11 protein-coding genes are annotated in these 12,802 nt (G+C 53.4%); all 11 read right to left on the bottom strand.

The window, feature by feature from the left end:
- Positions 1–16: 16 nt before the first annotated feature.
- The 11 genes from XI25_RS11485 to mqnC all read right to left on the bottom strand — a co-directional run bounded on the left by XI25_RS11485 (position 17) and on the right by mqnC (position 12,745).
- Complete coding sequence (locus tag XI25_RS11485) at positions 17–1,480, bottom strand: sensor histidine kinase (protein ID WP_046678701.1); 1,464 nt, start codon at positions 1,478–1,480, stop codon at positions 17–19.
- A gap of 1 nt (position 1,481) precedes the next feature.
- The gene (locus XI25_RS11480; protein ID WP_046678700.1) at positions 1,482–2,168 is read right to left on the bottom strand and encodes a response regulator transcription factor; all 687 of its coding nucleotides are present in this window, start codon (positions 2,166–2,168) and stop codon (positions 1,482–1,484) included.
- 113 nt (positions 2,169–2,281) lie between these two features.
- Entirely contained in the window at positions 2,282–3,901 is a 1,620-nt protein-coding gene (locus XI25_RS11475) for a S1C family serine protease (RefSeq protein ID WP_046678699.1), read from the bottom strand.
- Between the two features lie 153 nt (positions 3,902–4,054).
- A complete protein-coding gene (locus XI25_RS11470) occupies positions 4,055–4,702 on the bottom strand; it encodes a response regulator (protein ID WP_268794503.1) in 648 nt (215 codons plus the stop codon).
- A 42-nt stretch (positions 4,703–4,744) separates the two neighbouring features.
- Positions 4,745–5,806: a sensor histidine kinase gene (locus XI25_RS11465; protein WP_046678698.1), complete on the bottom strand. Its 1,062-nt coding sequence runs from the start codon at positions 5,804–5,806 to the stop codon at positions 4,745–4,747.
- A gap of 3 nt (positions 5,807–5,809) precedes the next feature.
- The gene (gene liaF / locus XI25_RS11460) at positions 5,810–6,763 is read right to left on the bottom strand and encodes a cell wall-active antibiotics response protein LiaF (protein WP_046678697.1); all 954 of its coding nucleotides are present in this window, start codon (positions 6,761–6,763) and stop codon (positions 5,810–5,812) included.
- Positions 6,764–7,001: 238 nt separating this feature from the next.
- On the bottom strand, positions 7,002–7,196 hold the full coding sequence (locus XI25_RS11455) for a hypothetical protein (RefSeq protein ID WP_235439828.1): 195 nt from the start codon (positions 7,194–7,196) through the stop codon (positions 7,002–7,004).
- Positions 7,197–7,303: 107 nt separating this feature from the next.
- Entirely contained in the window at positions 7,304–7,837 is a 534-nt protein-coding gene (locus XI25_RS11450; RefSeq protein WP_442950380.1) for a 3D domain-containing protein, read from the bottom strand.
- Positions 7,838–8,178: 341 nt separating this feature from the next.
- Positions 8,179–10,116, bottom strand: a complete 1,938-nt coding sequence (gene thrS, locus XI25_RS11445) for a threonine--tRNA ligase (RefSeq protein WP_046678695.1) — start codon at positions 10,114–10,116, stop codon at positions 8,179–8,181.
- 413 nt (positions 10,117–10,529) lie between these two features.
- Positions 10,530–11,468 carry a putative sporulation protein YtxC gene (locus XI25_RS11440; RefSeq protein ID WP_046678694.1) on the bottom strand — a complete coding sequence of 313 codons (939 nt, stop codon included), beginning with the start codon at positions 11,466–11,468 and terminating at the stop codon, positions 10,530–10,532.
- Between the two features lie 143 nt (positions 11,469–11,611).
- Entirely contained in the window at positions 11,612–12,745 is a 1,134-nt protein-coding gene (mqnC, locus tag XI25_RS11435) for a cyclic dehypoxanthinyl futalosine synthase (RefSeq protein WP_046678693.1), read from the bottom strand.
- Positions 12,746–12,802 lie beyond the last annotated feature (57 nt).

Here is a 12,802-nt window from a genome sequence, read left to right as displayed (position 1 = left end):
CCACTCCATTATACCGTTATTCCAGCGGAGGGGCAAAGATGACGGGCAGCCATACAATAAACGTGCTTCCTTCCCCGCGTTTGGTCACGACCTCCACCGAGCCCTCATGGACGTCAATAATCCATTTCGCAATGGACAGGCCGAGACCCGTCCCTTCCGTAATCCCCCTGGATTGGTCCGCACGGTAAAAGCGCTCAAAAATGTGGGGGATTTCATCCTTATCCATCCCGATGCCCGTATCCATAAAGCGGATGCCGACCTGCCCCCTGTAAAGGATCACATCGAGCCTGACTTCGCCTTCCGGCGTATATTTAAACGCGTTTTCTATGAAAATGAACAGCATTTGCTGCAAATAATCGCGGTTGCCCTCCACATACACCCCGTTCAGCACCGCGAGGTCGCCGGTATGCCACTCGGCATTCCTCGGAAGGAACTGGGCCCGGCGGATCACCTCCTCCAGCAGCGGCTGCAGCGCGACCGGGTCCCTTTCAAAAGTCTGTCCCGTATCCGCTCTGGCCAGGGAAAGCATATCCGTCACCAGGCGCGTCATCCGCTTGGCCTCGTCGGAGATGTCGCCGATCGCCTCCACGGACATCTGGCGCAGCGTCTCTTCATCCAGATTCGGGCGCTCCTCCGAGGAGCCTGCCCAAATTTTGTGAAGCAGGTCCACGTTGCCCCGGATGGTGGTCAGCGGCGTCCTCAGCTCGTGCGAGGCATCCGATACGAATCTCCGCTGGGCGGCGTAGGCATCCTCCAGCTCTTTGTAGAATCCCTCGGTCCTCGCGAGCATGCCGTTAAAGGTATCGATGAGCCTGCCGATCTCGTCCTGCGGGCCGCTGTACTCGATCCTGACGCTGAGGTCCGTCCCCTTCTGAATCTGGTTGGCGGCATCGGCCACCTTTTGGATCGGCTTCATGGATTTGCGGGCCAGAAACAGCCCGAGCGTGGAAGCGATGATCAATGTCGCCAAAGAGCCGGTGAACAGAATGGACTGCAGCCGGTCAAGCGTTTTTTCCGCCGTTCCGGTATAGGCCCCCACCTGAAGCCATCCGACTATCTGATTGGTATCCTCTTCGACAACGTAACCCTGATATATCAGGAACGGGTACCCTGCCACGTTCGTTTTTTTGAACCCCTGCTCCCTTTGACCTTTGGAGATGGAGGGAACATCAAATTCAAGCCCTCTGAGCTTCATGTTCTCGGACCACCACTGCAGCCGGTTGGAATACGTAAAGGTTTGAACGTAAAAGTCGGCCTCCTCCATACGCTGCGCGGAAGAACGGTCGGGAGCAACGACGAGAATGCCGTTTTCGTTAAATATCAAGACCGGTTCTATTTTGTTATACAGCTGCTGAATCCGGGATTTCAATTCATCATACGTATACAGGTGGACGAAACCGTAAACGGCCATGCTGAACACGAGCAGCGTAATGAACAGGATGCCGGAATACCATGCCGTAAGCCGCCAGCGAATCGACATGCTAATGGTCTCCCCTTAGAATATATCCGGCTCCGCGGATCGTTTGGATCAGCCGCTTCCCGCCGTGCTCCTCCGTTTTTTGGCGAAGCATCGCAATGTATACCTCCAGGACGTTCGATTCGCCGCTGTAATCGTACCCCCAGATTTTGTCCATGATCAGATCCCGGGACAGCACCCGTTTCGGATTCATCATGAACAGATGAAGGAGTTCGAATTCCTTCGCCGTCAGTTCCAGCCGTTTGCCCGACCGGATCACTTCCCTGGCGTCGGTATCCATGACAAGGTCCTCGAATACAAGCTTCTGCGTGGCCGAGTCCTCTCCGGTATTTCTGCGGAGCAGGGCACGGACCCGGGCCAGCAGCTCCTCCAGGGCAAACGGCTTGACCAGGTAATCGTCGGCGCCGGTATCCAGCCCCTTCACGCGGTTCTCCACCTCGTCCTTCGCCGTCAGCATCAGCACCGGAATCTTGCTTCCGCCCTCCCTTAAGCGGCGCAATGCCTCAAACCCGTCCACCTGCGGCATCATGACATCCAGAATGACCATATCGGGTTCCTCGTTCATGATCGCCTTTAGTCCTTCGGCGCCGTTTGAGGCCGTGTGCACTTCATATCCTTCAAACGCAAGTCCGCGCCGAAGCATGGAAATGATTTTCTCATCGTCGTCTACTATTAGAATACGGGATCGCATACAGGTATCTCCTCTATCGGTTCTATGGTTATGTTAACCTAATTATATCTATCCGGCCGTATACAGCACAAGCGGAAGGGATCTCCCTTCCGCTTGTCACCGGGATTGCTATGCTACTGCCGGATCGATTCCTCGAATTTGTTGCGGTCCCCGATCGTCACTTCCAGATCCAGGTTTTTTCCGTTGCGGACCACATTGAACGTAACCTTGTCGCCGACTTTCTTGGACTGGATAAACTCGATCAAATCCTGCGAAGTCGGATATTTCTGTCCGTCGGCGCCGACGATGATATCGTACTGGCGCAAATCCGCTTCATATGCAGGGGAACGGTAAACGATGCTGTCGACATAAGATCCTTCCGTTACATCCGTACCGAGCTGCTGGGACACTTGCGGCGTTACGGTCCCAAGTTTGGCGCCGATAAACGGAACCGGCTTTTTCGGAACCTCTTTATTGTTCTTCAGATAATCCAATACCTCGTTGATCGTTTTGGACGGGATCGCAAAACCGATCCCCTGGGCATCCGCGCTGACCGCCACGTTCATGCCGATGACCTCGCCCTTCAGGTTGAGCAGCGGGCCGCCGGAGTTGCCCGGGTTAATGGAAGCATCGGTCTGAAGCAGATGTTCGTAATTCCGGTCGGCTTCGCCGTTTTCGCCGGAAATATCGATATCGCGTTCCTTGGAGCTCAGCACGCCGGCTGTTACCGTGTGGTCGAAGCCGTGCGGGTTGCCGATCGCTACAAGCCACTCCCCGACCTTAAGCTCATCCGAGTTGCCCAGATTCACGGAAGGGAAATCTTTGTCCCCTTCGATTTTCAAGACGGCGAGATCAAGTTCATAGCTTGAACCCAGCAGCTTGGCTTCGTAAGGCTTTTTATTGTCCTGAAGCGTAACCTGAATGACGTCAGCTCCATGGATGACGTGTTCGTTGGTCAAAATATAGCCGGACTTGTCAAAGATGAACCCGGAACCGATGCCGGACGGCTGCAGCTGGGAGGAGTCCGTGCTTCCGTTATCCTGGCCCCCGCTGTTTCCTCTGCTGCCGGATTGGTCGCCGAAAAAGTAGCGGAAAATCGGATCGTCCATATTCGGGCTGGACTGTCTCTGTCCATTGTTCTTGACCAGCGTTTCGATCAGCACGACGGCCGGACTTGCCTCATCCACGACCGCGGCGACATCCCCCGGATTGGAAGGAATCATGGCCGAAGCGGTCTTGGCGCTGCCGCCGTCGCCTGCAGGCGCAACCGCAGGCGCTGCATTCTCCTCCCCTGCCGCCTGGGAGCTCAAAGCCTGATCGGGCGTGAACAGATTGGTGCGATCCGCCGCGAACATGGAGCCCGTGATCACGATCATGCCGGCCAAGAAGGACAGCAGCACCGTTTTCACCGAACTTTTCGGCTTCTTGCTATAATTCCATTGTCCGGCCGAGGATTTCTCCGGCATATACCCTCCGTTTCCGCTGCCGCTCCCTTGTCCGCCAGCCGATCCGGAATAGCCGGACGTCGGGACCGGCTTAACCGGCTGGGGCGCCGTAATTTCTACCTCCTGCGGATTGCGTCTGACGTAAGAATTGTCCTGCTGCTCATTTCTTTGCTCTTCGTCGCTGATGGATTTAAAGGGTCCATAGGAATAATAATACGATGATTGATTCGATGAAGAATCCTGCTGCTCCCGCGGCTCGTTGTCAAACTGTTCATCCTTGCCTCCGAACCGATTTCTCTGATCGTCCATGACCTTACCTCCTATTAAATCACCTGCCCCTCTCGGGAGGTGGTTCGTTTATTATCTGTTCTTATTGTGTACTATAAACCTTAATAGCACCTTAAAAACAATTAAAAGGGAGATAAAAACAGAGAAATCGCGGTGCCGGAAGCAAAGATTCCGTCATTCCGGCTTGACCCAGCCTTTGCGGTGCGCATAGATCGCCAGCTGGGTTCGGTCCTCCAACTCGCATTTCATAAGCAGGTTGCTGACATGGGTTTTTACCGTTTTGATGCTGATATGCAGCTCCTCGGCGATTTCCTTGTTGCTTTTTCCTTCGGCAATCAGCAGCAGCACCTCTTGTTCCCGTTCGGTCAATCCCGAATGATCGTCCTGAACCATATGCTGCCGGATGCCTCGGGTCAGCGCCTCCGATACGTCCTTGGTCATCACCGGCATGCCCCGGTATGCTCCCTGGAGCGCATAAATAAGCTCGTCGGCCGACACGGTTTTAAGCACGTAGCTCACCGCGCCCGCCTCCACGCACTTCATGACCAGTTCATCCTCCAGGAAGCTGGTCAGGATGACGATTTTCTGGTCCGGAAATTCGGACATGACCGCTTTTGTGGTTTCCGCCCCGTTCATCACCGGCATCATTAAATCCATAAGAATGAGATCGGGCCTCTCTTCCGGCTCTCCATTCCGGAGGATTTCCAACACTTCCATTCCGTTTGCAGCCTCGCCGATCACCTCGAATGAAGGATCTAGCGATAAATATGTTTTAAGCCCCATCCGAACCATGTCATGGTCGTCTACAAGCAATACCTTAATAGCCCCATTACTTTTCTCCCCCCAAATCTAGGACAAATCCGCTTAAGAACCTCCGTTTTCCCCGGCACCAGCCCGGGCTTCTTCCCCTTCGTTGCTTTCAAACAGCGGTATATGTACCCTTACGGTCGTACCCGCGCCCCGGCGGCTTATAATCTCCACCTGGCCGCCCAGCTTCTCGGCCCGCTCACGCATCGTGGACAGCCCGTAGGAGCCGTGCTTCTGCATCGTTTCATCGAATCCCGTGCCATCGTCGCTGATGCTCAAAACGACGCGCTTCTGCTCCTCCCGGAGCGACAGGCTGACCAGTCCGGCCCCGGCATGTTTCACGATGTTGGCGACGGCCTCCTGGATAATAAGAAACAGTTGGTGCTCTATCGCGTCCGATAGCCCGTCGTACAACTCCACATCCTTGATCCCTTTCAGGCCGTTTTGCCGGCAATAATCGGGAAACCAGCGTTCAAGGGCTTCCTCCAGGGTCTTTCCTTCCAGCTCGACGGGGCGCAGTTGCGCGATCAGCGCCCTCATCTGCTTCTGGGCCGTATGCGACATGGAGATTAGCTGCTCCAGTACCTGACCGCCCTGTTCGGGATTTCTTTTGAGCATGACCGGCAAAGAGGATGCAGACATATGTATGGCAAAAAGCTGCTGACTGACCGTATCATGCAAATCCCGGGCCATCCGGCGTCTCTCTTCCAGCACCGCCGCTTCCGCGGCAACTTCCTTCTCCAGCACCTCCTGCTCGCCAAGCCTCTGAAGCAGCTTCATTTTTTTCTCAAGCGCCTCCGTCATGTTGTTGAATTCGGTGTACACGCGCGCAAAAGAAGCGTCCTCGGCAGCAGCCAGACGCACCGTCAGATTGCCTTTGGCTACCTGGAGCATGTTCAGATGGAGAAGATCCAGCGGCCGCTGGATCCGTTGGGCGGCGATATAGCCGGCTGCCCCCGTAAACAGCAGGATACCGGCCGTGTAATATACCCACAACCGGTTATCTTCAATAATGATGTAGCCCGCTTTATCGGCGGCAAACAGGAATATGCCCACTGCCGTTCCGATAAGCAAGAAGTTTATCATAAGCACCCATTTCGTATTCTTCAAGAAACCCATCGCTTAACCTACCTTGTTCACTTTTACGTCGCCGATAAAGACGCTGACGTTGATGCGCAGCTTTTTTCCGGCCTCCCGATAGTCAGGGCTCTCGAGATCAGCGCTGCTCATAAATCCGCTCCGGGTTTGGCCAATCACGGACATATCTCCGATAAACGAGTTGGTGGTTACGCATACGCCGATATCCGAGTCGTTCGGAACAAAAACCTTAACGTCCCCGATAAAAGCCGAAATGTTGATTTTGGTTTCCCCGTAAGGGATTTGGGCCTTCGTCAAGTCGAGTACCGTATCGCCGATAAATTGGGAAACGTTTGTCGGTTTAAGCGTGAAATAATCCTGTCCCATATGGATATCGCCGATGAATGCCGATTTATTGACCGTATCTCCATGTCCCCAGTTCCAGTCCTGCTTATACTCTCTCCGGCGGGGCCGCTCGTGCATGAACTCGGGCTCAGGCTCCCGCGGCTGTTCCTTCCCGTTCTTGGTCCCAAACGTTTGCTCGAACATTTCATCCAGGGAGGACTCCAGTTTGGGAGCTTCCGGGACCTCCGGAAAGGGCACGTCCCTCTCCACGGGAGGCCTGTCGTACGTTTTCGGCGGCCGCGGCGGTTGATGGTTTCTGGGCTTAAAAATAACGTAAAGGCCATATCCGATCAGCACGGCAGGCAAGCCCAACTTGATCATGTCCCCGAATGAAAAATAAACCAAATCCAAATTTCGGCCGAGGAAAAAAAGACCGATGATCAGCGGAATAAGCGAGCCGATAAAGCCCCCCACGTTGTCACGCTGGTTAAACATCCCCTGCAGGCCGACCCATATCAGAATCACGGGCCAGAACGTAGCGATCATTCTTCCCAGGCTTGGCTGCACAATTCCCATCTCATGCAGTATGAAGTAAACGCCGATGCCGATCAGCAGCAGTCCTCCAAACAGCTGATTCCATCCTCTTCTGTTCATAAAGCCATCCCTTGCTTTCCAATGTATTTTTTCCTTTGACTACAGTGTACAACATATAGGTCATTTCGGAATAGCGGCGGCGGGATGAAACATGCCTCGGTCTCGGGACCGATAAGCTGGATAAGATTTACAAGCGCGAGTTATGATTTCGGATTTCGCCCGGTTTCATCGAAAAAACAAGGCCTCCGCAATTCTGCGCGGAAGCCTTGTTCTCGTTAAGCAAATATGATGCTGATATTTAGCGGTTAGCTCTGTTTGTGGTTGTTTTACCAAACTCGGCAAACTCAGCGTCAAACTTTTCGTTTGGCGTTTTGAAGTTCTCTTGAACTTTCTGGCCGGCTTTTTGGGAAACGGAAGTGCTGTTTTCTTCAGCAAATTCGGCGTTGAACTTCTCGTTCGGCGTTTGGTAGCTCTCTTGCACTTTTTTCTTCACGGATATTCACCTCCCTGTTCTTTTACACCTCATCCTCTTCGGGGACTTCTCCCCGAAATTTAGTATGCGAAAGTCAGGGCCGCATTATGCGGAAAATAAGTTCTGCTCTAAATGGCTTCTTCAAGAACGGATGCCGGAAAATAACGGTACGTTGCAATCGCTTCGCCTAGCCGGCTCAGCATTTGCTCCGTGCATTTGCCGGAACCGCGTTTAATGACCTGTACTTCCACGTCCTTTTTGCCCCATTCCTTGAACACCTGTTTCGTCGTGGCAAAATACAGATCGATTTTCCGGCCTTTGATGGCGGATCCGATGTCCGCTACGACGCCGTAGCCATAATCCGGAATGTACAGGATGGTGCCGAGCGGAAACACGTTCGGATCCGCTGCTATTGTGGAAACCGTATTTTTGTCCCGCTTTACCTTTACGCCGGAAAAGGTGATGCCGTACTGCGGATGACCGGGCTTTTTACCCGTCGATTCATATCCTGCCGTATAACCGGTAGCCGTCACCTTAACCGTATGAAGCACCTGATCCGCCCTTGGCGCGGAAACCGGCATGGAACGAACCTTTTTCACCGGCTCTTTCTTATCCTTGACGTCTTTCAGCATCCCCCCGGCGGAATGCAACAGATAATTCATATCGCCCAGCCCTGCGGCTCTGAAAGCGTATAAACGCGACATTTCCATAAAGTAACTTCCTTCGATTACCTCTTCTTGGCTGCCGACATGGTATGCATCATGCTCTCCGTAAGAATCGGGCGACACCGACAGCAGTCTTGCCGCCTCCGTGGAAGAAACAGCCGAACCGTAAAGAAACGCCGATATGAGTAAGCAAATGAAATACCTCTGCCATGTTTTTCGATTGTTCATGTGTTCATGACCTCCCCCTTACTAGCGAGGGTTCCCATTTCACAATCGATTTATACGTTACATGACAGAGGTATGGAATAATCGGTAGCTATTGAAGCACAGTTCCCGTGTTAAACAGTACGGGTTTGAATCTCCTCACGAAGCTTCTGAATGACCTCATCCAGTGCCTGCGCGCCAAGATCCCCTTCGCCGCGTTTCCGAACCGAAACAGCATTGGCGTTCTTTTCGTTCTCCCCGACGATGAACATGTACGGGATTTTCTCGAGCTGGGCTTCCCGTATTTTGTATCCGAGCTTTTCGTTGCGCAGATCCGGCTCTACGGCAATTCCGGCGAGTTGAAGCTTGTCGGTTACTTCTTTCGCGTAATCGTCAAACGCCGACGATACCGGGATGACTTTGGCCTGGACCGGTGCAAGCCACAGCGGAAAAGCACCGGCAAAGTTCTCGAGCAGGAAGGCCGTGAAGCGTTCCATCGTGCTGATGATCCCGCGGTGAATAACGACCGGACGGTGCTTCTGCCCGTCTTCGCCGACATACTCAAGCTCAAACCGCTCCGGAAGAAGGAAGTCGAGCTGAACCGTAGACAAGGTCTCCTCTTTGCCGAGCGCCGTACGGATTTGAACGTCCAGCTTCGGACCGTAGAAAGCGGCTTCCCCTTCCGCCTCGTAGAACGGCATATCCAGGCTTTCCACAACCTCGCGCAGCATGCGCTGGGACATTTCCCACATGGCGTCGTTCTGGAAATATTTCTCGGTATCCTGCGGATCGCGGTAAGACAAGCGGAAACGGTAATCATGAATGCCGAAATCCTTATAAACCATCATGATCAGCTGGATCACGCGTGCAAATTCTTCCTTGATCTGATCCGGGCGGCAGAAAATATGCGAATCGTTCAGCGTCATCGCACGGACCCGGTGCAGGCCGGTGAGCGCGCCCGACATTTCGTACCGGTGCATCATGCCGAGCTCCGCAATGCGGATCGGAAGATCCCGGTAGCTGTGCATGCTGCTTTTGTATACCATCATATGGTGCGGACAGTTCATCGGGCGAAGGACCAGTTCCTCGTTGTCCATAGCCATGGTCGGGAACATGTCTTCCTGGTAGTGGTCCCAATGGCCGGAAGTCTTATACAGCTCAACATTCCCTAATACAGGGGTGTATACGTGCTGGTAACCGAGACGCTCCTCGATGTCCACGATATAACGCTCCAGCGTCCGGCGCAGCTTCGCGCCGTTCGGCAGCCAGATCGGAAGGCCTTGTCCCACAAGCTGGGAGAAGGTAAACATCTCAAGCTCTTTACCGAGCTTGCGGTGGTCGCGCTTCTTCGCTTCCTCCAGGAAATGAAGATGCTCGTCGAGCTGCGCTTTTTTTACAAACGCGGTACCGTAGACCCGCTGCAGCATTTTATTTTTGCTGTCCCCGCGCCAGTAAGCGCCCGCCACATTCATGAGTTTGAATACCTTAATCTTGCCGGTGGAAGGAAGATGAGGCCCGCGGCACAGATCGAAAAACTCACCCTGCTCATAAATGGAAATAACGCTGTCCTCCGGCAGATCGCGGATCAGCTCCAGCTTGTAAGGGTCCTCAAGCTCTCCGAATATGCGCAGCGCCTCTTCCCGGCTGACTTCCTTGCGGACGATCGGAAGATTTTCGGAGACGATGCGTTCCATTTCCTTTTCGATTTTTTGAAGGTCCTCGGGATTGAGCGGCTCTTCAAGGTCCATGTCGTAATAGAACCCGTCCTCGATAACAGGGCCGACGCCGAGTTTGACCGATTTCGCGCCATACAGGCGTTTCGTCGCCTGGGCCAGCAGGTGGGCGGTGCTGTGGCGCATTACCTCAAGCCCTTCCGGGGAATCGAGGGTCACGATTTCAATCAAGGCCCCCTCCTCAAGCGGAGTCGACAGATCGACCACGATTCCGTTCATTTTGCCGGCCGCCGCGTTTTTCCGCAGACCGCTGCTGATGGACGCCGCAACATCCTCGATGCTGCTGCCTTCCGCGTATTCCCGGACGGAGCCGTCCGGAAGCTTGATGCTGATTGCCATCTAAAATACCTCCTAAAATCAAGTACTGAACTTCACGTTAAATCATTTTGACAAAGTCGCCGGGGGACGGCGGTTTATTATGAAAAACGTGTTTCAACGCAAACAAAAAACACCCGTCCCGCGAAGGGACGAGTGTTGGTACTCGTGGTTCCACCCTAGTTCGATCATGACAAGCGATGCCCGAGCTCCGGCTTGGCATGATCCTTCATTGGCATCGGTTAACGGCAATGAACCGGCGGCGCCTACTTCGTCCAAATCAGACCACGAAGCCTTGAGGGACATTTCGGCGGCGCAGCTACAAAGGGGTAAATCAACGGTGTCACCGAAGGAAATTGCAGCCTGGGTTTCCTCTCTCTGAACGGCGAAGTTTCCGATTGATTCATGTCTTTGTCAACGCTTTTCACGTGAATTTATCAGTTATTATAATCCCGCTTGGCCGGGAACGTCAAGTCGTCATTAGCCAGGCTCCCTAGAAACGGGCTGCATTCCGGGCAGCAGCAGCAAACCTCCGACCGATTGTCAAAAATATGCGCCAGCGTTACGATCACGGGTAAATCCGGCTCCCGCGTATGAATAATCATCCTTGCCGGAGACAACGAAATCAGGGTGCTGACGACCATGTCTTCCATTTCCATCTCCTGATCCAGTCTCTCCATGACCAGTCCTTCATCCCTCATTTTCTCGATCGGCCGCAGGCTGCCGTCCAGCAGAAGGAAGTCCTCTCCCCCTTTATGAACGACATGAACGAGCGGCATAAGGGGCTCCTGAAAATAAACAAAATATTTCAGCAGGCTTACAAATTCCTCATACTGCTGGTCCAGCATGAACTCATCCACCGCATACTCCGCCATTTCCCTCAGTTCCTGTTCATACGGCTCCAGCCGGAACGTCATTAAACCGTCCAGATTAAGCTCAGGGCATTCCGTCAGGCATACATGGATGCTCTCTTTCAGCTTCCGCCTGCGGCGCGAAGCAAATTCGCCGGAAGCACCGTCCTCTTTTACCAGCAGCTGCAAAAACCACTGCAGAATCCGTTCAGCCTCCACCTGGTCATTAAACTCAAACTCCGAGAACAACAGCCTGGTTGCCAAATCCTGCTCTTTTTCCTTCATAATATAGGAAGCAGCGGCATCGGATACGAGTTGACGCACCGTTTCAACGGTAGAGCTCCACGCGGTCAACGGCAGCTTTCCCGAGCACGCCCAAGTGACCCGATCGGCCGAAGCCCTGAAATTAAACTTCAGCTGCCTGCATTGTTTATGTAACTCCTTCTGCTTGTCTGACAAGATACGGTAAAAGGCTTCTTTTTCACCGTGAGTCCGTGTGTTGACCGATATGCTGAACAGTTCCATGGAATCGCTCCTTTCGGGTTCCTGTTTCAGTATATGGGGAGCCAAGGGGGGATATACGGAACTCCTCTTTGGAAAATGAAGCTAGCGGCGCAAAAAAGCCCTGACTTGTAAAAACAAGACAGGGCTGTGATCATCGCGGCCTATTAGTTCTGCATGACGAAATCCCGTTCCACCGTGCTGTTATCGTTAAACACGCGCAGGATATCGTATCGGGTATTCCGCTGTGCAGGGATGTTTCCGGTTTCCCGGATCATTTTCAGAATCGTTTCAATGTTTACCTTGTAAACGGCGCCCGCAGCCGATACGACGTTCTCTTCCATCATGGTGCTTCCGAAGTCGTTGCAGCCGTAAGATAGGGATAGTTTGCCGATTTCCGGCCCCATGGTTACCCAAGAGGACTGCAGGTTAGGCACGTTATCGATAGCCAGACGCCCGATCGCAACGGTCTTCAGATAAGCTTCCGGCGTTTCGCGGTCGCGCTTCAGATTGGTGTTGTCCGGCTGGAACGTAAACGGAATAAAGGCCAAAAAGCCTTTGGAATCCCATCCGTTTTGGATGCATTCATCCTGGGCGTCGCGGATCCGGAGCAGATGAAGCGCGCGTTCTTCCATCGTTTCGCCGAGCCCGATAACCATCGTGGCCGTCGTGTTCATGCCGAGCTTATGCGCCGTCTGCATAACGTCCATCCATTGGCGCCAGCTGCCCTTAAGCTTGCTGACCTTCGAACGGATGCGGTCATCGAGGATTTCCGCGCCTCCGCCCGGCAAGGAGTCCAGTCCGGCATCCCGAAGCTCCCGAACCACTTCCTCCAGGCTCAGGCCGGACACCTCCACCATTTTCATGATTTCGGCCGGCGAGAAGGAGTGCATCGTAATATTGGGGAAACGTTTCTTAATATTGCGGAGCAGGTCGGTATAATAACTGAAAGGAAGGTTCGGATTCGTGCCCCCCTGCATCAATATTTCCGTTCCGTTCACGTCTTCCGTTTCCTTAATTTTTTGGAATATCGTATCGTCCGAAAGGACATAGCCTTCCTCATGGCCCGGACGCCGGTAAAAAGCGCAGAACCGGCAGTACACGTCGCACACGTTCGTATAATTTATGTTGCGCCCGATGACAAATGTCGTGATCGGGTCCGGATGCAGCCTTTTCGTCATGACATCGGCGGCATGGCCGATCTTCTCGATCTCGTCGCTCTCAAAGAGTCTGACGGTATCCTCAAGATTCAAGCGTTCGCCGCGAAGCGCTTTATCCAGTATTTGGTCAACAGTGCTCATATATTAGATCCTCCCTCATGACAGCTAAAATGAAAAACATTCAACCTCCGACATAAA

The sequence above is a fragment of the Paenibacillus sp. DMB20 genome (genome assembly GCF_000987955.1).
Lineage (GTDB): Bacteria > Bacillota > Bacilli > Paenibacillales > Paenibacillaceae > Paenibacillus_AQ.
This window is presented reverse-complemented; position numbering and strand designations above follow the sequence as displayed.

Coding starts and splice junctions, on each gene's coding strand:
- XI25_RS11485 (WP_046678701.1), bottom strand. CDS start 1,480: ATGTCGATTCGCTGGCGGCTTACGGCATGGTATTCCGGCATCCTGTTC.
- XI25_RS11480 (WP_046678700.1), bottom strand. CDS start 2,168: ATGCGATCCCGTATTCTAATAGTAGACGACGATGAGAAAATCATTTCC.
- XI25_RS11475 (WP_046678699.1), bottom strand. CDS start 3,901: ATGGACGATCAGAGAAATCGGTTCGGAGGCAAGGATGAACAGTTTGAC.
- XI25_RS11465 (WP_046678698.1), bottom strand. CDS start 5,806: ATGGGTTTCTTGAAGAATACGAAATGGGTGCTTATGATAAACTTCTTG.
- liaF (WP_046678697.1), bottom strand. CDS start 6,763: ATGAACAGAAGAGGATGGAATCAGCTGTTTGGAGGACTGCTGCTGATC.
- XI25_RS11450 (WP_442950380.1), bottom strand. CDS start 7,837: ATGAATTATCTGTTGCATTCCGCCGGGGGGATGCTGAAAGACGTCAAG.
- thrS (WP_046678695.1), bottom strand. CDS start 10,116: ATGGCAATCAGCATCAAGCTTCCGGACGGCTCCGTCCGGGAATACGCG.
- XI25_RS11440 (WP_046678694.1), bottom strand. CDS start 11,468: ATGGAACTGTTCAGCATATCGGTCAACACACGGACTCACGGTGAAAAA.
- mqnC (WP_046678693.1), bottom strand. CDS start 12,745: ATGAGCACTGTTGACCAAATACTGGATAAAGCGCTTCGCGGCGAACGC.